This window comes from Paractinoplanes ovalisporus (assembly GCF_016834655.1).
Taxonomy (GTDB): Bacteria; Actinomycetota; Actinomycetes; order Mycobacteriales; family Micromonosporaceae; genus Actinoplanes; species Actinoplanes ovalisporus.
The window spans coordinates 1-22,717 of record NZ_JAENHP010000018.1; the positions used below are offsets into that span (position 1 = coordinate 1).

A 22,717-nucleotide genomic window follows, 5' to 3' on the forward strand; every position below is an offset into this window, starting at 1 on the left:
CGGCGTGTGGACACGCCGCACCCTGCAACCACCCGACCGGGCGGCTACGACGCCATGCCGATGTCCGGAGACATACCTATTCCGATGACGCGAGACACCCTATTCCGATGTGCTGAGCCAGGACACTGTCCCCGCTACGAGTCAGGAGGCCTCTGTCCGCGGAACGCGCGGACCGGGGCCTCTTCGCCATTTCTGCTTGGGGGCCGAGCCCCCAGACCCCCACGGTGCGAGCGGCTTGGGCTTTGCGTTTGGTTACGCGACGTGAAAACGGAGCTTCCGGAGCGCGCGGTGCGAGCGGCTCGGCCATTGCGTTTGGTTACGCGACGAGAAAAAACGAGACCCCAGCCCTTAGCCCCGCCCATGAATTACTTGGCGTAATCGTTGGAGATTTCGGTGGCGTAGTTGCTCCAGAGGGGCTTCATGGTTTCGGCGTTTATGGGGCGGCCGGAGTCGATCAGGGCCTTGAAGTCGCGGAAGTACTGGATGTAGAGGTCGGGCGTGAAAGTGTTCAGCATGACCGCTGGTTCGGTGCCGGGGTTGGCGAAGGTGTGTGGTGCGCCGGTCGGCACGATGATCCAGGTGCCGGGGCCGGCGTCGTAGTTGTCCTCGCCGACTGTGAAGCGCAAGGTTCCCCGGAGCACGTAGAAGCCCTCGTCGTGCTGGGCGTGGCGGTGCTGCAGCGGGCTCGGGAAGCCCGGCGGGATGGTGATCTCGGCGAATCCCAGGCGGTGCTCGGTGTGTTCGCCGTTCTCCAGGATCCGGATCTGCGCCGGGCCGCTCTCCAGGATCTCGCCCTCGCCGGGACGGACGATGGATACCTGCGCCATGGGTTTCTCCCCGCTATCGCGTTTGTTGACGACCACCATCCTGTTCCGGCGGGGCCGTGAGCGTCTTGGTCGTCCGTGCACTGTTGCTGGTCACGAGTGCGCGGGCGGTGTAGCCGTACGTCGCCTTGAACAGCTTGCTGAAATGTGTGGGATCGGCGAATCCCCAGCGGGCGGCCACGGCCGTGATCGTCCGTCCGCTTCCGGCCAGCTCGGCCCGGCAGTGTTCCAGGCGGCGACGGCGGATCAGGGCCGCGACCGTGAGCGGCTGGTCCTCGAAGAGCTTGTGCAGGCGGCGTACGGAGATGTGGTGGGCGGCGGCGATGCCGGGCGGGGAAAGACCGGGGTCGGCCAGCCGGGCCTCGATGTAGCCGGTGATCCGGTCGCGCAGCCGCTCGTCCGGGCCGGGCCGGTTGTCGCCCAGCCGGGCCTCGAGCGCGACCGAGATCAGCTCGACGACGGCCGCCGCCGACCGCAGCGCGTCACCGGCGCGGAACCCGGTCACCGACCGGGCCGATTCGCGGGCCAGCGCGGAGACGAGAGCGCCCGGACCGTTGTTGCCGTCGATGCGTACGCCGATGAGCCGGTCGACCTGGGCGGGGCGGATTCTCAGTTCGCGGCGCGGAACCAGGATGGTGACGTGCGCCGAGGCGGTGCTCTCGAACCGCACCCCTCGGGTGGGGTCGAGCAGCACCAGGTCGGCCGGCCCGAGCTCGGCCTCGCCGCGGCCCTGCCCGATCCGGGTCCGGCCCCGCGTCATCACCTTGACCGCCAGATTCTCGCCGTCGCGGGCGTCGCGCTCGCGGCCGACGCAGGCGCTCTCGGGTGTGGCCAGGGAGACCAGCCGCAGCGGGCCGAGGTCGCGCGTGGCGATCCGGGCCCGGAAACCCCTCCCGGCCAGCTTGTTGGCCAGCGGCGGAAATCCGCTGGCCGCCAGTTCGTCCTGGACCGCATCGAGGTTGCTGACCATCGGCCAACGATACGGTGCGGGAGCGCCCGCGGATGGCGCCGAGTTTGTCCACTTCGTCGCCGGCGCGGCCGTGTGCTCGCGGATCTTGGATGAGCCATTCCCCTGGACCGCTATCGACACTACGATTCGGCGGCATTGGAAGGCGTCCGGGCGGTGGGAGCCCTGTGCGATGCTTAGCGCGAACGGGGCGTTGCGCTTCCGAGTGCCCTGAAACCGGACAAAACAGCATCTTTTACACGAGTCTCGCCCGTGGCGTCACTCGTTAGGACTCGCAGCGGCCGGCCGCGAGCTCGATACTTTTGAACGATCCTGGAGACACCGTGAAGACCGTGAACGCGACAACGGAGACGCTCGCCGAGCCCCTGGCCGCGATCGGTTCGACTCCGTTGCGGGACATCCGGGCCGAGCAGGCCGCCCGCGTGGTGCGACGGATCGTCGACAAGGAGACGCTGCTGCGACGACTGGACGTCGCGGCCTTCCAGTCCGCGCACTGACATGCCGGTCTCGGCGGGTGGTGTCCCGCACCCGCTGAGCCAGTTCGTCCTCAAGGTCCACGGCCGCTGCGACCTCTCCTGCGACCACTGCTACGTCTATGAGCACGCCGACCAGAGCTGGCGGACCAAACCGCGGGCCATGTCGAGGGACGTGCTGCGGGCCGCGGTCCGCCGGATCGCCGAGCACGCCGTCGCGCACGCCCTGCCGCTGGTGCGGGTGATCGTGCACGGCGGCGAGCCCCTGTTGCTCGGCCCGCAGCGGATGGACGACTACCTCACCGAGATCCGCGGCCCCGTCGAGGCCGTCACCCGTCTCGAGCTCACCTTGCAGACCAACGGCGTCCGGCTCCGGCCCGAGATGTGCGACGTGCTCCTGCGGCACGGCGTGCGGGTCGGCGTCTCGCTCGACGGTGACCGTGCCGCCAACGACCTCCATCGGCGCTTCGCCAACGGCTCCGGCAGCTTCGACCACGTACGGGCGGCTCTGGCTCTGCTCCGGTCGCGGCCCTACCGGGAGCTCTACGCCGGCCTGCTCTGCACGATCGACGTGCGCAACGACCCCGAGCGGGTCTACGAGGCGCTGCTGGCCGAGCAGCCGCCGCGCATCGACTTCCTGCTTCCGCACGCCACATGGGACGACCCGCCGCTGCGGCCCGGTGACGACCCCACGCCGTACGCGACCTGGCTCTCCACCATCCATCGGCGGTGGCTGGCCGACGGTCGTCCGGTGCGGGTGCGGCTCTTCGAGGGTCTGCGCTCCACCGCCGAGGGCGGGCCCAGCGGCAGCGAACAGCTGGGCGCCGACACGGTCGACGTGGTGGTGATCGAGACCGACGGCCGGTACGAGCAGGCCGATTCGCTCAAGACCGCGTACGACGGAGCTCCCGCCACCGGGTTGAGCGTGCTGACCCACCCGGTCGACGACGTCTCCCGGCTCGACGCGGTCGCCGTCCGGCAGACCGGCGTGCGCGGCCTGAGCGCCATCTGCCGTGAGTGCCCGGTGGTGCGGCAGTGCGGAGGCGGCCTCTACGCCCACCGATACCGCAGCGGCCACGGCTTCGACAATCCGTCCGTCTACTGTGCCGACCTGCGTGCTCTGATCGACCGGAGCAACGAGGAGACCACGATGCACGCGACCACCCAGTCCGAGGCTTCCGGTGCGGTGCCCACCGACCTCGTCGCCCGGATCGCCTCCGGTTTCGGCGACGAGCGGACCATCGGCTGGCTGGTGGAGCAGCAGCGGTCCATCACCCGGGCCCTGCTCTACGCGACGATCGACCAGCACGGCGCGACCCCGGCCTGGCGGACGCTCACCGATCTCGAGGCGGACCACCCCGATTCCATACGGGCGGTGCTCGCCCACCCCTATGTGCGGTCGTGGGCGGTCGACCAGTTGCGACCCGGAAGCGGCCCGGCCACGCTCTCCTACCTGGGGTCGCTGGCCGCCGCGGCCGCCGTGCGGGCCGGGACCCCGGTCGAGGTCGACGTCGAGATCGCCGACGGTGTCGTCACCCTGCCCACGGTCGGCACCCTCCACGGCCCGCCCGGCGTCAACGGCCCGGCCCGGCTCACGGCCGAACAGGGCAAGCTGTGGGTCGCCGGTCCGGAGGGCACGATCACGGCCGACCTCGCCCACCCGGCCGCCGACGCCGCCTGGCAACCCGCGCGGTGGGTGCCCCTCGACGACTGGGGTGTCCGGCTCGAGGACGGCGATCCCGCTCGCGACTGTCACCGCTGGACTCCGGCCGGCCGGCTCGACGCCGCGGCCGAACGGGCCTGGCGGTCGGCGCTGACCGAGGCCTGGCGGTGGATCCGGGCCGAGGTGCCGGGTTACGCCCCCGCCCTGCGTACGGGCCTGCAGGTCGTTGTGCCGCTGCGGCCGGACCCGTCCGGAGCCCAGCGCGCGTCCACCGCCCGCGACGCGTTCGGCTCGCTCGCGGCCGCCCTGACCGGCCCCGAAGACCTGGCCGTGCTGCTGGTCCACGAGTTCCAGCACGCCAAGCTGGGGGCGCTGCTCGACCTCTGCGACCTCTACGACGCACGGTCGGAGGCGACGGTCATGGTGGGCTGGCGGCCGGATCCACGCCCGGTCGAGGCGGCTCTGCAGGGCGTCTACGCGCACGCGGCCGTCGCCGACGTCTGGCGGGTGCGAGACGGCAACGACCAGTCGTATGCGAAATATCTCCGTTGGACGACCGACGCGATCGCCGCGCTGCGGGGCACCGACGCTCTCACCCCGCTCGGGGCCGAGTTCGTCGACACCATGGCGGCCACGGTGGAGGGCTGGGAGTCGTGATCGGCCGCGACGCGCTCGTCGCCGACCTGGCCGGCCTCGACCTGCCCGCGGGCGGCACGGTTCTGGTGCACTGCGCGATGCGCCGCGTCGGGTGGATCGACGGCGGGGCAGCCACGCTGCTGGCCGCTCTGCGCGAGGTGATCGGTCCGGCCGGCACGGTCGTCGTTCCGGCCCTGACGCCGGACAACTCGCTGACGAGCCCGGTCTATCGCGCCGCCACGTCGGGTATGACGGTCGAGCAGCGGACGCGCTACGAGGCCGCGATGCCCGGCTTCGACCCGGCCACCACCGCGTCGTACGGCGTGGGGACGCTCGCCGAGGAGGTCCGCCGGCACCCGGACGCCCGCCGCAGCCGGCATCCGCAGACCTCGTTCGCCGCGCTCGGCCCGGCGGCGGCCGACGTCGTCCGCATTCATGATCTGCGTTGTCACCTCGGTGAGAGATCACCTCTGGGTGCGCTCTACCGCCGGCGGGCGACGATTCTGCTGCTCGGTGTGGGAATGGACAAGTGCACCGCGCTGCATCTCGCCGAGTACCGTCTCGAGCCGAGGATCATGAGATATTCCTGCTTCGTCGCCGACAACGGTCGTCGCCGGCGCGAGGAATTCGATGCTCCGGCGCTGGACGACACCGATTTCGAGCAGGCCGGAAAGGATCTTCTGACCCGTCCGTGGGCGGTTCCGGGCCGGGTCGGCGCCGCCGCCGTACACGTGTTTCCCATGGTCGAGGCGGTGGACCGGGCCACCGAATGGTTCCGGACGAATCGACGGTCGTCCGCCGCGAAAGTGGACGATGACAGAGTGGTACGGGCCCATTACGCTGGATCCGGGATCGCAGCAGAATCGCCCTAGCCCGGGGAGTCGACGTGCGCGTTGAGGGAATCCGACCTGCCCTCCGTGCATTGATCGGGTTCTGGTCGTGAACCGACCCGACCTCTACTTTTCCTTGATCCACGCGCGGACCCCGTTTCCCAATCAATGGGTCGAGCGCTTCTATCGCCGTCTCGACGAAGAGGTGCGCAGCCGCGCCGAACCGGTGCCCGGCCTGCGTCCCGGTTCGCTCTTCTTCGCCACCGAGGGCGAGGCCCGGCTGGCCCTGGCCGGTTCCCCTCCCGGGGTCCGCGTGCTGGTGCCGCTCTACACCCGCGAGTTCCTGCACGACCCGCCGCCCGACTTCAGCGACCACCTCTACCGCCGGGCCGAACCGGGCGAGCTGCCGTTCGTGCATCCGGTGCTCTGGGACACCTATGTGCCCGCGCGCACCGTCGGCGGGCTGGCCCAGGCCCGGTCGCTGGGCAACTCGGTGCAGGAATACGCCGACTGCGGGATGGCGGCGCTGTGCCGGCTCAACGCGTACGCGGTCGAACTGCGCCAGCTCGTCCAGCTGCTGGCCGAGCGGATCGTGCACGCCGCGCAGAACCCGGACCAGGCTCCGGAGTGGACCCGGGGTGAGCCCACACAGGAGCCGGGCGCTCCCGAGGCCCGCTTCATCGTCTATCTGGTGCGGCGTCCCGGCGCCGGGGCCGAGTGGGCGCCGTTCGGGCCCGAGCCGGGCGTGCTGGGCGACTGGGCCCGCCGCGCCGCCCAGCGGCTCATCCTGCTGCCCGAGCTCGTCGACTATCTGACCGCGCCGGCGATTCCGGCCGGTGGGGTGCCGCGGGCGGCCGGTGTCGTCCTGCTCGACCCGATCGCCCTCGACGAACCGGTCGCGCGGCAGAAGATCAAGCGCCTGTTCGAGCGGCTGCCGGCGTGGATCTCGGTGGTGCTGGTGATCGGCCGTGATTCCGAGGAGCACGAGGCCGAGGCCGTACGGGCCCTGACCGACGAGGCCCGCATGCTCGCGCCGGACGGGGTGCGGCTGGCCCGCAACGCACCCGAGTTCGGCCGGGTGATCGACGAGGCGATCCACCGGGCCCGCAACAACTATCTGCGGCTGGCCCGGCGCGACGGGGGGTGAGGAGTCCGCATGGGACAGGTCATCACGTTCTACTCCTACAAGGGCGGCACCGGCCGCACGATGGCGCTGGCCAACGTGGCCTGGATCCTGGCCGCCAACGGCCACCGCGTGCTGGCCGTCGACTGGGACCTCGAATCGCCCGGCCTGCACCGGTTCTTCACCCCGTTCGTCGACCAGGGCGTGCTGGCCAGCACCCGCGGGGTGATCGACATGATCCGCCAGTACGAGTGGGAGACCACCCGGGCCGACTGGACCCCGGGCCGGATCGGGCGCTCGGCCTCGGTCCGACGGCACGCGTTCTCGCTGGACTGGGAGTTCCCCGGCGGCGGCACCCTCGACTACCTCTCAGCCGGCCAGCAGAACCACGAGTACGCGGGCGCTCTGACCGAGGTGAACTGGGACGACTTCTACGCGCACCAGGACGGCGGGCGGTTCTTCGACGCCATGCGGGCCGACATGAAGGAGCACTACGACTACACGCTGATCGACAGCCGGACCGGGCACAGCGACATCGCCGGCATCTGCACCGGTCACCTGCCGGACGTTCTGGTCGACTGCTTCACGCTCAGCGAGCAGGGCATCGACGGCGCCGCCCAGATGGCCCGGCAGCTGCTGAGCCGTCGCGAGATCCGGGTGCTGCCGGTGCCGATGCGGGTCGACCCGGCCGAGAAGCGCAAGGCCGACATCGGGCGCACCGTCGCCATGCGACAGTTCCCGGGGCTGCCGGGCGGGCTCAGCGAGAGCGACCGGACGGCCTACTGGCTCGGCGTCCAGGTCCCCTATCAGGCGTATTACGCGTACGAGGAAACCCTGGCCGCGTTCTGTGACGTGCCCGGCAGCAGCGGGACGTTGCTCAGCGCGTACGAGGCCCTGGTCGGCCACATCACCGAGGGCGCGGTCGATGCGCTGCCGCCGATGGCCGCGGCCGTGCGGGCCCAGATCAGTGCCCGCTTCGAGCGCAAACCGTTCTCCGAGGCCGACGTGGTGCTGCTCTCGGGCACCGGGGTCGACCACGTCTGGCACGAGTGGGTCGAGCACCTGCTGGTGGCGGCCGGGTTCCGGGTCGTACGGGTGGGAACCGGGCCGGACGGCGACGCGCCGGCGGGGAACGCTCAGCGCCTGAAAATCATCTCGCGGGCCGACGCCGGCACCGCCGGTCCGGAAGATCCCGACCTGCGGGCGATCTACACCGCCGACGTGCCCCGCTGGCAGCGGATCGCCCCGGCCAACGCCGCCGACATCGCCGGGGTGGGCGCCGCGATCGCCGCCGAACGCATCCTCGACCTGGTCGGGCGGCCGATCGCCGACACCGACGCCCTGCTCTCGGGCGCGCCCCGTTTCCCCGGCAGCGAGCCCGACCTGGTGGTGAACCTGCCGGCCCGCAACGCCCGCTTCACCGGCCGCGAGGCGGGGCTGCGGCGGCTCCGCGAGCAGTTGCGCGGGGGCGCGGCCGTGGTGCTGGCCGAGACCAAGCAGATCGCGTTGCAGGGCATGGGCGGCGTCGGCAAGACCCAGATGGCGATCGAGTACGCCCATCGCTACCGCACCGCGTACGACGTGGTGGCCTGGTTGAACGCGGCGACCGACGAGAGCCTGGAGAGCTCCCTGCGCGACCTCGGCGTTCCGTTGCACGTCACGACCGAGCTCTCCGGGCCGGAGTACGTGCGCGCGGTCGTGCAGGACCTCAGCCGGGACAAGCGCCGCTGGCTGATGATCTTCGACAACGCCGACGAGCCCGAGACCGTGCGCAACTACATCCCGTACGGGCCGGGGCACGTGCTCATCACCTCGCGGAACCTGTCGTGGGGTGAGCAGACGCAGCCGCTGCAGGTCGACGTGTTCACCCGCGACGAGAGCATCGACCACCTGGTGCAGCGGGTGTCCACGTTGACCCGCCCCGAGGCCGACCTGATCGCCGAGCAGCTGGCCGACCTGCCGATCGCGGTGGCGGCGGCCGGCGCCTGGCTGGCCGAGACCGGCACCGAGGTCGAGGAATACCTGCGCCTGATCCGGCAGGAGGGCCCGACCGCCGTCCTCGAGGCCACCGACCGGTCGATCGCGCGCACCTGGGACCTCTCGCTCAACCGGCTGCGCGACCGCGACCCGGCCGCCTACCGGATGTTCCAGCTGTGCAGCGTGATGGCCCCGGAGATCTCCCTCGACCTGGTCTACAGCGACCAGATGGCGCAATACCTCAAGCCGTACAACCCGGCCCTGTCCGAACGGCTGCTGCGCGGCGCTCTGGTGCAGCAGATCAACCGGCTCGCCCTGCTGCGCCTCGACCCGCGCCCGGCCTCGGCCGGTCAGGGTGACCGCGGCGGCCAGATCCTCATCCACCGGGTCGTGCAGAATGTCGTCCGCGACCGGATGACCGACGCCGAACTGGCCGAGGCCCGCCTGCAGGTGCACCAGGTGCTGGCCAAGGCCCGGCCCGACGCCGAGATCGAGGCCCAGGAGCACTGGCCCCGGTTCCGGCAGCTCTGGCCGCACCTCGACGCCTCCGGCGCGGTGCACAGCGCCGACGAGTCGGTGCGTCAGCTGCTGATCGACCGCGTCCGTTACTACTACATGCGTGGCGACGCGGCCGTCGGGCGTGAGCGGGCCGAACGCACCAGCGAGGTCTGGTCGGCCCAGCTCGCCGATCTGACCGACGCCGAGCAGGCCCGGGTTCTGCACCGGCAGCTGCTCCATCTGCGGTTCAACATGGCCAACCTGATCCGCGACCAGGGCGAGTTCGAACTGTCCCGCCAGGTCGACGAACAGGTGCTGGACGAACAGCAGCAGCTCCTGCCGGCCAACCACGCGCACATCCTGATGACCCGCGGCGGCTACGCGGCCGACCTGCGCGGGCTGGGCCGCTATCCGGAAGCCCTCGAGCTGGACATCGAGACGTACAACGCCTGGCGCGAGGAGTACGGCGAGGAATACTCGCGCACCCTCAACGCCCGCAACAACCTGGCCGTCTCCTACCGGCTCATGGGGCAGTTCCGGCTCGCCGCCGAGCACGACGAGCAGGTGGTGGCGCGGCGGCGCGAACTGAACGGCGAGACGCACATCTACACCCTGGCCAGCTCGGCCTGCCTGGCCCGCGACTGGCGGGACACCGGAGACTTCAGCCGGTCGGCGGCGCTGCTCGAACAGGTGCTGCGCGACCACATCGAGGTGCGCGGGCCGGACACCCGGGCGACGCTGACCACCCAGGCCAACTACGCGGTCTCGCTGCGCAGCCTGGGGCGGGTCGACGAGGCCGTCCGGTTGCACCAGGACGCCTACCTGCGGCTGGCCGAACTGACCGGCCCGGACAGCCCCGACACGGTGCAGTGCCGGCTCAGCTTCGCCCTGAGCGTGCTGATGTCGGGTGACGCCGAGCGGGCCGCGGGGGAGTTGCGCGGCATCCTCAAGTTCTATCGCGAACGGCTCGGGGCGCGGCACCCGTACGCGCTGGTCTGCATGAACGACCTCGCCATCGCCGAGCGGACCTGTGCCCGGTTCGATTCGGCGCAGGCCCTGATCGCGCTCGCCGCCGAGAGCCTGACCGAGGTGCTCGGACCGGACCACCCTTACTCGCTGTCGTCGCAGATGAACCTGGTGATCTGCCGGACCGAGCCGCTCGACGTGAACGGCGGCGAGGAGAACCTGCGGCGCGCGCGGGAGAGCCTGCTCGCGATCGCCCAGAACACGCGCCGGGTGCTCGGCGCGGAACACCCCAACATGCTGCGCTTCGAGGCCAACCTCGCGTTCATCGAGGGCATGCTCGGCGACCGTACGGCCGGTGACCGCGTCGCCGCCCTGCGCGCGCGGACCGCCACCCGCCTCGGCGACGAGCACCCGATCATCGCCGGGCTGGAGAACCGCAGCTACCTCTTCCGCATGATCGACCCCCACCAGTTCTAGGACGGCCCCTGATGCCCGAATCCCGCGTGACGGTGCCCTCGCTGGTCGTCTCGGCGTGGCGCACCGCCCCTCCGGTGCTGCGCCGGTTCGCGTACTGGGTATGGGGAATCGGTTTTGTCAGCGTCGTGCTCGCGGTCGTGGCCGACACCCGGAACTGGTGGGGTGGCCTGCAGTTCACCTCGAACATCATCGCCGAGATCGTGTGCAGCATGGTCGCCCTGCCGGTGGCGCTGGTCATCATCGGCCGGCTCGCCGAGTATCAGGTCAAGGAGATCGACCGGGTGCGGCTGGACCGGCGTTACGGCGCGCTGCGCAAGCAGATGGCCGTGGCCGTGCGGGACACTGTGGGCCGCATCCAGGACGTCGAGCAGGAGGTGTCGGCCAGCACCAACGACTTCGCCCGGGCGGTCAAGGCCGAGAACGGCGCGCTGGCCGACGTGCATCTGGCCAACGAGGCCGCCCGCACGATCCACGCGCAGACCGACTCCCAGCAGTGGCTGTTCTACGAGCACATCATGGCGCGGCTGCGGATCCTCGGCACCCACCTGCAGAACCTGCTGGACGAGCGGGACCGCAACGGCGACCCGATCGACGAGTCGGCCGACTTCGCCCGGCTGTGGATCGACCTGGAGTCCGCGCTCGCGCATCAGCGGCAGATCATGGCGACCGCGCACGAGCTTTTCCGTACGCGGCCGGCCGTGACCGTGCGCAACGTGACCCGGGCCAACCGGTTGCGCGACGCCGCGATCGAGCACCTGCGCGGTATCGACCGGCTGCTCGAGCTCTGCGAGGCCGTGGAGAAGGAGGTGACCGGGCCCGACCTCAGGCCGTCGTGAGCCAGGCCAGCATCCGCGGCAGCACCTCCATGGCCGCGAAATGGGCCGCGCCGTGCTGCACGACGACCTCGGCCCGGGGGATCCGCTCGGCCAGCCAGCGGCTGTGGCTGGCCGGCGAGAACGTGTCGTGGGCGCCGTGCCAGAGCCGGACCGGCGGCACGATGGTGTCGAGCGCGAACCCCCAGTCGCCGCGGAACGCGAGCACGTCGTCGACCCAGCCGTACGGGCCCAGGCGCAGCGCGTCGGCGTAACTGGCCACGAGCAGGCGGCGGTACATGACGCTCTGCATGAACCGCAGGTCCGGCCCCGACATCTGGGTGCGCAGCTCCTCGATGAGGCTCTCCGGGTCGGCCGCGGTCTGCTCCACGAGGGCGCGCATCTCCTGCATCAGCTCCTCGGCGCCCCGGTCGGCGGCCGAGTGCTTGCGGGCGTTGGTCTCGGACATGCCGCCGTACCAGTCGAGGTCGTCGGCGTCCGAGGGCGCGAGACCGACCAGGACGGCCGCACGTTCGACCCGGTGCGGCAGCAGTGAGGCGCAGGCCAGCGCGTGCGGGCCGCCGCCGGAGCGGCCGACGACGGCGAACCGTTCGACCCCGAGATGGTCGGCGACGGCGTTGACGTCACGGGCGGCGTCGGCCACGCGGCGGCCGGGCAGGCGGGTGGAGCCGCCGTACCCGGGGCGGTCGTAGCTGATGAGCCGGATGCCCTGGCGGTAGAGCAGGCTGTTGCGGGGTTTGGGGCCGCCGCGCGAACCCGGGGTGCCGTGCAGCAGGAAGACCGGGGCGCCGTCGGGGGCGCCGGACACCTCGACCGCGAGGACCCGGCCGTCGACGTCGATCTCGAAACGGGATCTCACGGCGGTCTCCATCCCGAGAGTGACTGTCTGTCTACGGACAGTCATCGATGGTAGCCGCGGTTTTGTCGTACGGGCGCGGTACCGTTCCGCCGTCGTTGGGGTTGTCGTCGTTTTCGAGGTGAGTCGATGTATCGCCAGGGAGACGTGTTGATCGTGCCGGTGGCTTCGGTGCCGGTCTGCTCGGCCGTGCCGCGTGACCGCCGTGGGCGGATGGTGCTGGCCCGCGGGGAGGCGACCGGTCACGCCCACGTGATCGGCGGTCCCGGGCTGCGGCTGCTGGCCGACGTCGACGATCCCGAGAGCATGTTTCTCGACGTGCCGTCCTACGGCCGGGTCACCCACGAGGAGCACGGGCCGATCTCGCTGCCGGCCGGGCACTACCGCGTGGTCCGCCAGCGCGAATACGTGCCCGGTTCGTTCCGCCCGGTCGCGGACTGAGAGGCGGCGTCATGCGACTCACCGACGAGCAGGAAACGGCGGCCGCAGCCGTCGAAGATCAGTGGCTGGCCGCGGCGCTCGAGACGGCGCCCGCCGACCGGGCCGCGGCCGAGGCCGGGGTGCGCTCGGCCTATCGGCAGGCCGGGTTGCCTGAGCCCGAGCGGGTGTTCTGGCTGGGTTCTCCCCGGGCCGGCGCGGTGGCGGCCGCGTTGCTGGGCGGGGCCGCTCCTGAGGGGCCCGACTGGATTTTCCGCCTGCGCGACTCCTTGGCTCTTTCCGGGTCGCGCTCGTCGGCCTCTTCCGAGGCGCGTGGGTCCGTGGCTGCTCCGGGCTGGGTTTCCGTACGTCGTCAGGTGCGCACCGAGCCGTGGGCGGCCGCTCGTGAGCGGGCCGCCGGGGTGCTCGGACCCGAGGGTTGGGCGCAGCTGGGCGCCGCGGCCGGGCGGCGCTCGTGGGGGCTGGTGATGGACCGGGTGGCCGGTCGTCTCCGGCTGCGCCTGGGCGAAGACCTGCTCGCCGAGTTGCCGGGCGGCCTGGGCCGGGCCGCGCGTTCGCGGCTGCTCGACGCGATCTACGGGCAGCACGACGGCGTCTGGCTGTCGACGTTCGAGGCGGCCGACAAGCTGCGGCCCGGGGCCGGGCTGATGGACGGCTTGGGCGGGCTCGCCGCCGTGGCCCGCCACTGTGGCTGGTGGTGGGCCGGTTCACGCTGGGCGATCCTCACCGAGCGCCCGTCCCGGCTGGCCCGCGACAACGTCGGCCGCCTGCACCGCGGCGAGGGCCCGGCCATGGAGTTCCCCGACGGTTATGCGCTGTGGGCGTGGCGCGGCATGCCCATCCCGACCGAACTGGCGGCCGAGCTGCCGTCGCTCACGGCCGAACGCATCGGCGCCGAGTCGAACGCCGAACTGCGCCGGGTGATGCTGGAACACTTCGGTTACGACCGCTACCTGCGCGAGGCCGGCGCCCGGGCCATGCACCAGGACGAGACCGGCACACTGTGGTTCCTGGCCCTCCCCGGCGACGAACCGCTGGTGATGGTCGAGGTCGTCAACGCAACCCCCGAGCCCGACGGCACAAGCCGCGTCTACTGGCTGCGCGTGCCACCCACCACGCGTACGGCCCGCGAGGGCGTGGCCTGGACGTTCGGCCTGACCGCCGACGAATACCACCCGCTGGTGCAGACCTAGGCCGGGTGTTCCCGCTCGTCGCCCATCCCACAGCGGGTTCGGTGCGCGGGAACTGGTTCCCTGCTTCAGCGCTGGCTCGCTGCGCGGGGTTCGTTTCGCGTCTGAGCGCGGGGATGTCGGGTGCGGCGGCTCGTGTCTTGCCCAAGCCTGGGAAAGCCGCGTGCGGTGGCTCGTGGCGTGGTGTCTCTCAGCCCGGGCTCGCTGCGTGGTGGTTCGTGTCGCGTCTGAGCGGGGGATTGCTGTGTGCGGTGGTTCGTGTCGCGTCTGAGCGCGGGACTGCCGTATGCGGTGGTTCGTGTCTCCGGCCCAGCGTGAGGACGCCGCGTGCGGTGCCTCGTGGCATGTCCCCGCGTGGGAGCACTGCGCGCCGCAACCAAGATCGGCTGCTACTGACTCCTACCCATGACCCGCCCTTACCGTGGGACCCCCGCCCTCGGCCATAAGTGTGGCGGGAAAAGGCGATCTCTGCGGGGGTGGGAGGCATCGGCTGTGGACAAACGAGGATTGTGGATAACGACGCTAATCGATTCGGACCGTGCGGGGGTGGGGCGGCGGCACGGTCACACCGACGAACGGCCCGGCGCTAGGTTGCGGGCCAGGTGGCGGGGATGCGTTCCAGCAAGCCCTCGGTGTAGACGTCGCGCAGGGCCAGCGGCTTCAGGTGGACGTAGCCGATGTGGCAGTCGCACAGGGTGTTCGTGCACGGGCGGGGACGTAGGGCGGTGCGCCACGAACCGTCGTACAGGTTGCCCAGCGGGGTGGGGATGAAGTGGCAACGGCGTACGGTGCCGTCGCCCAGCACCGAGATCGCGGTCTCGCCCGCGTGACAGGGCAGGCCCAGCGATCGGTGCGGCCGCACGCTGTCGCCGAACCGGGGGTCCACGGCCGTCCACCGGGCCTCCTCGGCGGCCGTGTAGACGTGGCCCTCGGCGGCGTTGATCCAGAGGTAGACCGAGGGTGGAAGCGCGGCCCGCAGGGCCACCGCCTCGTCGTAGTGCTCGGGCAGGCCGACCACGCCGACCGAGTAGCGCACGCCCAGATCGTCGAGCTGCCGGCAGCGGGCCAGGAAGCGGTCGCGGGTCACCTGGCCCGGGTGGTAGGTCGCCCACAACGCCGCCACTCGGGTGTCCGCTGTGGAGAGCCAGTCCACCCGTACGGCAAGATTGGTCTGGATCGCCACCCGGGCGACGTGCGGCAGGTGGGACAGCCGCGCGATCGTCTCGCGGTACCAGCTGCGCGTCAGGCCCTCGCCCCACGGCGTGAACAGCACCGACAGCCGGCGGTCGTCCGTGGCCTCGACCCACGCGGCGAAGCGCAGCAGGTCGGCCTTGTCGGCGCGCAGCAGCTCGGGCGGGTCGACCCGCTTGGCGAACGGGCAGTACGGGCAGTCGTAGTTGCAGCTCGCCAGCGGCCCCCGATAGAGCACGTACAGGTCGTCGGTCATCGTGGGACGTACGCCCCCATCGCCTCGCGGACCGGCCCGGAGACCAGCCACGGCCCGATGGCGTCGGACTGCGCCAGCCCGGCGGCGGTCAGCGTGCACCGGTCGTCGCTCAGCCAGCCCCGCTCGACCAGTTCGCCCAGCTGCGGAAAGTCGTCGGTGTGGGAGCCGCCGAAACGCTCCCGGTAGGCCACCGCGTCGACGCCCTCGCAGCGCAGGATCGACTTGAGCAACCACCGCCGCCGCTGTTCCGTGCCGTCGAGGTCGAAGCCGATCCCGGCGTACCGAAAGTCCTCCTCGGGCCGGGCCAGATAGTCGTCGATCACCGCTCGCACCTCGGAGACGCCGACCGCGTAGTCGAACGAGTAGTGCAGTGACGTCGTGTACGACCGGGCCCCGCAGCCCAGCCCGACCATGCCGTCGTCCTGGCAGCAGTAGTCCGGCCCGTCGATCACCGGGGCGCCGGCTCGGCGGAACTGCCGCATCGACCGCTGCTCGTACCCCGCCGCGGTCAGCACCTCGACCGCCTGCCGATACAAGTCCTGTCGCTGGGCGTCCCAGCCGTCCCGGCCGTGCGCGCGCCGGCCCAGCCCGGTGAGCGGCCGCACATAGAGCGGATAGAGATACAACTCCTCCGGACTCCACTTCAGCGCCTCGTCCAGCGAATGCTGCCAGGTCGCGGCCGTCTGCCCGTCGATGCCGTAGATCAGGTCGACATTGAGCACGGGGATTTCCGCCGTACGGATGGTCTCGAGCGCCCCGAGCACATCGGCGAGCCGTTGTGGGCGCCCGGCCGCGTGCGCCTCGGCGTCGAGAAAGCTCTGGATCCCCATGCTGATCCGGGTCGTGCCGTGCGCGGCCAGCACCGCCAGCCGGTCGGCCGTCGCGGTCGCCGGTGATGTCTCGACCGACATCGGCAGTGTCCCGACCCCGAACGCCGCCCCGACGATCGCGAACAGCTCCGCCAGCTCCGGCGCGGTCAGGTAGGTCGGTGTGCCGCCGCCGATCGCTAGCTGGGCGAAGGTGGCGTCGGTGGCGAGGGACTCCCGCACCGCGACCGCTTGGCGGCGAAGCTGGGCCAGATAGGCGGTCACCTGCTCGGCGGGCGGATTGGCCCGGGTGAACAGGTTGCAGAACCCGCAGCGCATCTCGCAGAACGGCAGATGCACGTAGCCGAAGAGCGCATCCTGTCGTTCCCGCGCCCACACGTCGCTGAGCGCCCGCCGCGGTTCCAGCCGTCGGTAGGCGGTCTTGTGCGGGTAGGCGTAGAGGTAGCCCTGGTAGGGCGATTCGTCGAGTTTCATCGTGTTCCCGGGTTCGTCCTGCGGGCAGTCTCTTCGGCTTCGGGAAGCGTGGGGGTCGCGCGGGCGTCGCGGGGTGTGGGGGTCGCGCGGGCGTCGCGGGGTGTGGGGGTCGCGCGGGCCTCCAGGACGAACTGGGCGTACGGGACCGTCCAGACTGCCTCGTGGGCGACTCGGTGCCCGGTGTGGCCGTCCTCGCCGTAGAGGGTTCCGTGGTCGGAGCAGATGATGACCTGGCAGGGGCGGCCGCGGCTCGTGACCAGGTCGAAGAGGCCTTGCAAGCGGCTGTCCACATAGGCCAGCGCGGCGGCGTGGCTGGTGAGGCTGTCTTCGGAGGCGCCCCGAAGGTAGTGCTTGTTGGGCTGGTGCAGGGCGGCCACGTTGACAAACGTGAACAGCGGCCGTTCCGGCGGCAGGGCCGCGACGACCGTCTCGAGCCGGGCGATCTGCGCGCCGAGGCCGTCGGGGGCGGTCACGCCGAACTCGCGCTCCCAATGAGCCTCGGCGAAGAGGCCCGGCAGCACCCGCCCGAGCGGCGTCTGCGGGTTGAAGAACCCGACACCACCGAGGCAGACCGTGTGATAGCCGGCTTCGGCGAGCCCGCTCGGCAGGTCGGCGGCCTCGAAGACGTACGTCGTGGGTCCGCTCGTCTCGCTGCCCCCGAAGCGCGCCGCGAACATCCGCTCGTGCGGGCCCGGCGTCACCGGCGTCGGCAGAAACCCGGCGAAGAACGCGTGGTGCGCGGCATAGGTGAAGGACGCCGGCGTGTGCCTTTTCTCCCACTGCCCGCCCGGAAGGTGTTTCGCCAGCGTCGGCGTGCGGCCACCCTCCAGTTCGGACACCGCTACGTCGTAGCGCAAGGTATCGAGCGTCACGAGAAGCAGATCGTGGCTGCCGATCAGCTCACGCACGCGCCGGTCCAGCTGTCGTAGCGCCCGTCCAGGAGGGCCTCGATCTGCGCGCCGTACGTGTCGAGCCCGTCCCGTCCCGGCCCGCGCAGGGGCTCGCCGCCGGCCGGTCGGGTGGCCAGGACGCCGGGGAGCAGGTCGCCGAACGCGTTGACCTCGGCCACGGCGTGGGTGCGCCAACCCGCGCGGAACATCAGGTCGACGCCGACGTGCAGGCTGCGCGGAAAGCAGCGTGCGACCGCCACGCACGTCTGCATGGCCTGGTTCCAGGCGGTGGGACCGGCGGCGGCCCGGACCGCGGCCACGTCGCCCCGGGCGTTGCCCAGGTGGAGGTTGGTCAGTGGGGTGCGGCTCGTGCGGGCGACGATGTGGGAGGGCTCGCCCGCGATCACGACCACCCGCAGGTCGAGGACGCGGTCGCCCAGGCCGGCCTTGGGGAACCAGCGTTCCACGTGCAGGCCGTCGGGTGCGAGACGGTCGACGATGCCAGCGATGGTGGGTTCGTCCTCGTAACGCCGTACGCGCAAGTTGTTGTAAAGACGCCCGTCGGCACCGATCTCGACCGAAGTCGTCGCCAGGATGCGGCGCCCGGAGACGGCGAGCGCCACGACACCCGAGGCCGAGGATCCGTGGGCGGGTTTCACAAAGACCCGGGCCCAGCCGTACGCCGCCATGGCCGCCCGCAACTCCGCGAAACTCGTCACCGGTGGCAGTGCGGGCGGAACCGGAATGCCCGCCTCCACAAGCAGACCATGACAGCGTCGCTTGTCGTTCATGGTCAGGATGTCGCCGACCGGATTGAGAAGCCGCCCACCGCCGGCCGCCACCCGTTCAAGCGCAAGCCCGAGCCCCGCAAAGGCCGCCGCACCCCCGCCGATTTCATGCGGCCGCGCCTGAGCCACCTCGCCCAACGGGTGGGTGGGCTGCGGTCGGGCGGTGGTGATGTGGGGAAGGTGACGCATGTCGGATGGCCACGCCCGGGCCGCGTGATTGCGGTGTTCCTGGGCGGCGGTGATGTGGGGAAGGCGGTCTACTTCGGATGGCTGCGCCTGGGCGGCGGTGGCGCGGAGGAGGTGGTCTACCTCGGGGTCTTCGCCGGGGGAGTCGATGCGGACTGTCTCGTCGGGGGTGGGCACGGGGCCGCCGGTGAGGATGTCTCGCCACGCGTAGACCGTGGGGGCCGGTAGGCCGGCGCGGGCCACGGCGGCGGCGAAGAGGGCGACCCGGCGGTTGGCCGGGTTGCCCACGATCGCCAGGCGCATTACTCCGCGACCGCTGTGTAGCGGCCCCACTCCTCCTCCTGCTGGCGGTCGGAGACGTCGACGCGGACGCCGGGCAACTCCTCGGCCAGGCGCTGTGCGAGCTCTTCGCTGAGGAAGTGGTGGGCCAGGGTGAGCGACGTCAGGTGGGTGAGCGGCTGACCGGCCAGCAGAGCCTCGCCGCCCGCGTCGGAGAGCGCGCCCATCGACAGGTCGAGACTGTCGAGCCGGGCCACGACCGGCGCGGCGGCCAGGGCGGCCGCCACCTCGTCGGCGATCTCGGCGTTGCGCACGGCCAGCGAGGTGAGCGCGGGCAGGGAACGGCCGGAGAGGATCGGGGCCAGATCTTCGGCGCGGGCGTCGCCGCCGTAGTTGTCGACGCCCAGCCACAGCTCGAGGTGGGTCAGGGCGGGGAAGTCGGACGCGCCGACCGCACGGACCACGTCGACCGGCAGGCCGCCCGACTGGAGAACCAGCTCGCGCAGGGACTCGTGACGCACCGGCTTGAGCTCGAGGCCGTCGGCGCCGCGCACCCACAGCCGTTCGAGCTGGGGGAACGCCTCGAGCAGCGGGGTGATGTCGGTCTGCTTGATCCAGGAGATCTCGCACTGCTCGAAGGTGAGCTCGGCGGCGAACAGCGAGCGCAGCCGGCTCAGGCGCGGGGCGTGACGCACCAGCAGGTCGGCCGGGAAGGTGCGTTCGTAGGCCTCGCCCCACTCGCCGACGACCAGGGCGACCGGGCCGCCCTCGCCGGTGCGTTTCAGCAGGGCCTCGAGGGCCTGCTCGAACTCCTCCTCGGGGGCGTCGAACTCCTCGACCTCGAGGCGCCACGCAACGGCGGCCGGATCGTCGGGGGTCTCGTCGGCGTCCCAGGCCACGATCGGAAGGCCCGCGAACGTGCTGATCTTCGAACTGATCGTCACGGGCGAGACCCTAGCAACGCCCCCTGACATTTTGCTGGTCAGCAGGAAAGCTGCTGGTGAAGCCGGGCGACCGCGGTGAATAAGGGGCAGGAGGAACGCTGCTGGTGAAGTCGGGCGGCGCGCGAGCTGCGGCGAACGAGGGTCAGCGGGTGAGCTGGGGGTAGAGCAGCGCCAAATCGCCGGCCAGGGCCGACTTCACGTTGCGGGACACCTCGTCGGCCAGGACCTCGTACGCGTCGGCCTCGATCCCGTCCAGGGCGGCCGCGGCCACGTCGACCGCGTCCGACTTCGGGGCGTCGATGCGGGCGGTCATGTCGGTGTCCACGTACGCGACGTGCAGACCGGTCACCTTGATGCCGCGCTCGCGCAGCTGGAGCCGCAGAGAATTGGTCTGCGACCACAGGGCAGCCTTGGAGGCGCTGTACGGGCCGCCGTCGGCCAGCCACGAGAGCGCGGAGTGCACGTTGAGGATGTGGCCGCCGCCGTTGCGCTCGATCACCGGCACGAACGCCCTGGTCACGAGCAGCGGGCCATAGAAGTTGGTCTCCAGGTCGCGGCGCACGTCGTCGAGCGGCGAGTCGAGGTATGACGCCCCGGCCGCGGCGCCCGCGTTGTTGATCAGAATCGTGACGTCGGAGGCCCGCGCGGCCGCCTCGGCGATCGATGCCTCGTCGGTGACCTCGAGCCGCAGCGGGACGGCGTCGGGGTGGGTGACCGTGCGCGGGTCACGTGCGGTGGCGTACACCTTGGCCGCTCCTCGCCGGAACAGATCGTCGACCAGGGCCTTGCCGATGCCACGGCTGCCGCCGGTGACGAGGACGACCGAATCCTTGATCGCAGTCATGACGAGCCTTTCCACGTACGGAGGTAAACCGATCGGTTTCCACGAACCGTAAACCGATCGTTTTCCGTACGGCAAGGCTTTGTGATCTGCGAAACCGATCAGTTTCCAGACCGGGTAGTCTGGTCGTCGTGACCGACACCCGGGACCGCCTGCTCGACGCGGCGGCCGACCTGTTCTATCGCGAAGGACTCAGCGTGGGCGTCGAGGCGCTGACCCGGGCCGCCGGCGTGTCCAAGCGGTCGATGTACCAGCTCTTCGGCAGCAAGGACGAGGTGGTCGCGGCCAGCCTCGACCGCATCGGCCCCGGCTTCAACGCGAGCCTGTTGCCCGGCGACGAGGCCGGTGGTGGCTCGCGCGGGCGGATCCTGCACGTCTTCCGGGTGCTCGACGAGGTGTCGGCCCAGGCCGGCTTTCACGGCTGCCCGTTCGTGGCCACCGCGATCGAGATCAAGGCGGCCGACCACCCGGCGCGGGACGTGGCCCGGCGCTACAAGGACGCGCTCACCGCGTTCTTCCGGCACGAGGCCACAGCGGGCGGGGCGGCCGACCCGGAGCGGCTGGCCCGGCAGCTCACCATGACCTTCGACGGCGCCAGCGCGTGGGCCGTGATGCACGGCGGCGGGCTGGACGGGGAGGGCGTACGAATGGCCGAAACCCTGCTCGACGCGGCGGGCTTGCGCGAGAGCTGAAGGCCGGCGCCCGACGCCACAACGAACGCCCGGCGCGACAACGGAGGACGCTCGGCGACAACAAAAGCGCGGCAAACGAGAAGGCCCGGCGCCGGGCGAAAACTGGGAGAGGCCCGGCTCCCTCACGGGAACCGGGCCTCTCGATCAGCTCAGAGAAGGATCAGCAAGCGGTGTAACCGGGGGAGACGGTGCGCCACACGCAGGCGTCGATGTTCGTGCCGGCCGCGTTGCGCAGGGTGGCCTGCTCACCGTCGTTGTTCCAGACGTAGCCCACCTTGCCCGCGCGACCCCAGTAACGCTGGTTGCCCGAGTTGGTGCCCTTGCCGCTGCGGATGAACACCGACGCGCCGGCCGCCAGGTTGTAGCTGGGGAACGTGTAGATGATCTTCGCCTGGTCGCGGACGGTCCAACCCTTGAGGTTGATGGTGGACTTCGTCGTGTTGGTGATCTTGGCCCACTCGGTGTTCAGGCTGCCGTTGCTGCCCGAGTCGACGCCGGGGGAGTCGTACTGGATCCCGGTGAACTTGACCGAACCGACGGCCGGGTTGGCCGGCGGGGTCGTCGGCGTGGTGGTGCCGCCGGCGATCCACTGCGAGGTCTCGGCCGACGTCGCGCCGCGCACGGCGTTCGACGGGTCGCCGCTGACGACCGCCCGGAAGGTCTGGTCGCCACCCGGCTGGCCGCTGAGCGCGCTGGTCGTGACGCCCGTGTCGTTGTCGGCGGTCTCGAAGGACTTCACGTTGACCCAGCTGCTGCCCGACTTGCGCTGCACTTGCACACCCAGACCGGGCTGGTTGGGCAGGATGCTGATGGCGGCGACGGCCGTGCCGGCCGCGGCGCTGCGGTCGACCCAGAAGGTCGGGCTGATCCGGCTGTAGACCGTGATCTTGTTGGACACCGCGGTGCCCTGGTGGACCTCGAAGTAGAAGCCCGAGTCGAGCCAGCGCCGGATCGTGAACTTGCCGGCGGTGTCGGCGGTCGCCTTGACGGTGCCGCCGCCGTTCTCCCAGTCGTCCGCGGGCTGCATGTCGTCGAAGCCGTACGCGCTTTCGTACAGCTCGACCACGGTGCCCGGGTCGGCGGTGCCCGTCAGGGTGATCTGGGTGTAGCCCACGCCTTCCTCGGGGCCGGAGAGGGTGGGGGTGGCGGCGGCCGATGCCGGGGCAGCAATGGCGAACGTCGCCGCGACTCCGATCAGGGCGGCCTTGGACACGAGCCTGGAGATCATTCGCAGGAGTGTAGTGATGTCTGCAGACCCATGGATGGCCCGGTTGGACAATTACGGACAACTGTCAGGTCACCGACGAGGACGCCTTTAGTCGGTGGGTTCCGGCGCGCGGCGGGGCTTTTCAGCGCTCGCTATTGCCCTGGTCACAGCCGGTTGTTGGCGTAGCGTGGCGGGCTGGTTGCAGAAGGCTACGATCTTGACCCGTACCTCGGGTTATAACGATTTGGTCGCGGCTGGAAGAACGGGAGAAGAATCGGTCGAAGGGCCGGTCGGATACGGTGATATTTCGGACGTCAGAAAGAGGCGTCCCGGGTTTGGGTCAGTCTGAAACAAGTGGGAGAAATGGCCGAACGAGATCTTCGTGCCGACT

At 70.9% G+C, this 22,717-nt stretch carries 19 protein-coding genes; 9 read left to right on the forward strand and 10 right to left on the reverse strand.

Annotated elements, in window-relative coordinates; all coding sequences use genetic code 11:
* Window positions 1-365 precede the first annotated feature (365 nt).
* Both JIG36_RS36865 and JIG36_RS36870 read right to left on the reverse strand, forming a co-directional pair.
* Window positions 366-827 carry a cupin domain-containing protein gene (locus tag JIG36_RS36865; protein WP_203381080.1) on the reverse strand — a complete coding sequence of 154 codons (462 nt, stop codon included), beginning with the start codon at window positions 825-827 and terminating at the stop codon, window positions 366-368.
* Window positions 828-840: 13 nt separating this feature from the next.
* Window positions 841-1,794 carry an AraC-like ligand-binding domain-containing protein gene (locus JIG36_RS36870; RefSeq protein ID WP_203381081.1) on the reverse strand — a complete coding sequence of 318 codons (954 nt, stop codon included), beginning with the start codon at window positions 1,792-1,794 and terminating at the stop codon, window positions 841-843.
* A gap of 329 nt (window positions 1,795-2,123) precedes the next feature.
* Here JIG36_RS36870 and fxsA point away from each other — a divergent pair, with 329 nt between their 5' ends.
* The 6 genes from fxsA (at window position 2,124) to JIG36_RS36900 (ending at window position 11,270) form a co-directional block, all read left to right on the forward strand.
* Window positions 2,124-2,288, forward strand: coding sequence for an FxSxx-COOH cyclophane-containing RiPP peptide (fxsA, locus tag JIG36_RS36875; RefSeq protein WP_203381082.1), 165 nt, complete (start codon window positions 2,124-2,126; stop codon window positions 2,286-2,288).
* 1 nt (window position 2,289) lies between these two features.
* Window positions 2,290-4,584, forward strand: a complete 2,295-nt coding sequence (locus JIG36_RS36880; protein WP_203381083.1) for an FxsB family cyclophane-forming radical SAM/SPASM peptide maturase — start codon at window positions 2,290-2,292, stop codon at window positions 4,582-4,584.
* Window positions 4,581-5,435: an AAC(3) family N-acetyltransferase gene (locus tag JIG36_RS36885; protein ID WP_307873055.1), complete on the forward strand. Its 855-nt coding sequence runs from the start codon at window positions 4,581-4,583 to the stop codon at window positions 5,433-5,435. The genes JIG36_RS36880 and JIG36_RS36885 overlap by 4 nt, the downstream gene beginning before the upstream one ends.
* Before the next feature lie 67 nt (window positions 5,436-5,502).
* Window positions 5,503-6,540, forward strand: a complete 1,038-nt coding sequence (locus JIG36_RS36890; protein ID WP_203381084.1) for a hypothetical protein — start codon at window positions 5,503-5,505, stop codon at window positions 6,538-6,540.
* A 9-nt stretch (window positions 6,541-6,549) separates the two neighbouring features.
* Window positions 6,550-10,434, forward strand: coding sequence for an FxSxx-COOH system tetratricopeptide repeat protein (gene fxsT, locus JIG36_RS36895; RefSeq protein WP_203381085.1), 3,885 nt, complete (start codon window positions 6,550-6,552; stop codon window positions 10,432-10,434).
* Between the two features lie 11 nt (window positions 10,435-10,445).
* A complete protein-coding gene (locus JIG36_RS36900) occupies window positions 10,446-11,270 on the forward strand; it encodes a hypothetical protein (RefSeq protein ID WP_203381086.1) in 825 nt (274 codons plus the stop codon).
* Here JIG36_RS36900 and JIG36_RS36905 read toward each other — a convergent pair.
* Window positions 11,257-12,126, reverse strand: coding sequence for an alpha/beta fold hydrolase (locus tag JIG36_RS36905; RefSeq protein ID WP_438870784.1), 870 nt, complete (start codon window positions 12,124-12,126; stop codon window positions 11,257-11,259). The two genes, JIG36_RS36900 and JIG36_RS36905, sit on opposite strands and share 14 nt — an antisense overlap.
* 126 nt (window positions 12,127-12,252) lie before the next feature.
* On the opposite strand from JIG36_RS36905, the gene JIG36_RS36910 reads away from it, so the two are divergent.
* A complete protein-coding gene (locus tag JIG36_RS36910) occupies window positions 12,253-12,564 on the forward strand; it encodes a DUF8820 family protein (RefSeq protein ID WP_203381088.1) in 312 nt (103 codons plus the stop codon).
* Between the two features lie 11 nt (window positions 12,565-12,575).
* Window positions 12,576-13,754: a DUF6745 domain-containing protein gene (locus JIG36_RS36915; protein ID WP_203381089.1), complete on the forward strand. Its 1,179-nt coding sequence runs from the start codon at window positions 12,576-12,578 to the stop codon at window positions 13,752-13,754.
* A 583-nt stretch (window positions 13,755-14,337) separates the two neighbouring features.
* On the opposite strand, the gene JIG36_RS36920 is transcribed toward JIG36_RS36915, so the two are convergent.
* The 6 genes from JIG36_RS36920 to JIG36_RS36945 all read right to left on the reverse strand — a co-directional run bounded on the left by JIG36_RS36920 (window position 14,338) and on the right by JIG36_RS36945 (window position 20,430).
* Complete coding sequence (locus JIG36_RS36920) at window positions 14,338-15,198, reverse strand: STM4011 family radical SAM protein (RefSeq protein ID WP_203381090.1); 861 nt, start codon at window positions 15,196-15,198, stop codon at window positions 14,338-14,340.
* Entirely contained in the window at window positions 15,195-16,499 is a 1,305-nt protein-coding gene (locus JIG36_RS36925) for an STM4012 family radical SAM protein (protein ID WP_203381091.1), read from the reverse strand. The genes JIG36_RS36920 and JIG36_RS36925 overlap by 4 nt, the downstream gene beginning before the upstream one ends.
* Entirely contained in the window at window positions 16,496-17,407 is a 912-nt protein-coding gene (locus tag JIG36_RS36930) for an STM4013/SEN3800 family hydrolase (protein WP_203381092.1), read from the reverse strand. The genes JIG36_RS36925 and JIG36_RS36930 overlap by 4 nt, the downstream gene beginning before the upstream one ends.
* Complete coding sequence (locus tag JIG36_RS36935; protein WP_203381093.1) at window positions 17,395-18,666, reverse strand: STM4014 family protein; 1,272 nt, start codon at window positions 18,664-18,666, stop codon at window positions 17,395-17,397. Before JIG36_RS36935 ends, JIG36_RS36930 begins: the two co-directional genes overlap by 13 nt.
* A complete protein-coding gene (locus JIG36_RS36940) occupies window positions 18,666-19,586 on the reverse strand; it encodes an STM4015 family protein (RefSeq protein WP_203381094.1) in 921 nt (306 codons plus the stop codon). The genes JIG36_RS36935 and JIG36_RS36940 overlap by 1 nt, the downstream gene beginning before the upstream one ends.
* A gap of 142 nt (window positions 19,587-19,728) precedes the next feature.
* Entirely contained in the window at window positions 19,729-20,430 is a 702-nt protein-coding gene (locus tag JIG36_RS36945) for an SDR family oxidoreductase (protein WP_203381095.1), read from the reverse strand.
* Between the two features lie 128 nt (window positions 20,431-20,558).
* Here JIG36_RS36945 and JIG36_RS36950 point away from each other — a divergent pair, with 128 nt between their 5' ends.
* Window positions 20,559-21,119 (forward strand): TetR/AcrR family transcriptional regulator, encoded by a 561-nt coding sequence (locus JIG36_RS36950; protein WP_203381096.1) that lies wholly within the window; start codon window positions 20,559-20,561, stop codon window positions 21,117-21,119.
* Between the two features lie 160 nt (window positions 21,120-21,279).
* Here JIG36_RS36950 and JIG36_RS36955 read toward each other — a convergent pair whose 3' ends face one another.
* Window positions 21,280-22,347 carry a lamin tail domain-containing protein gene (locus JIG36_RS36955; RefSeq protein WP_236048990.1) on the reverse strand — a complete coding sequence of 356 codons (1,068 nt, stop codon included), beginning with the start codon at window positions 22,345-22,347 and terminating at the stop codon, window positions 21,280-21,282.
* Window positions 22,348-22,717 lie beyond the last annotated feature (370 nt).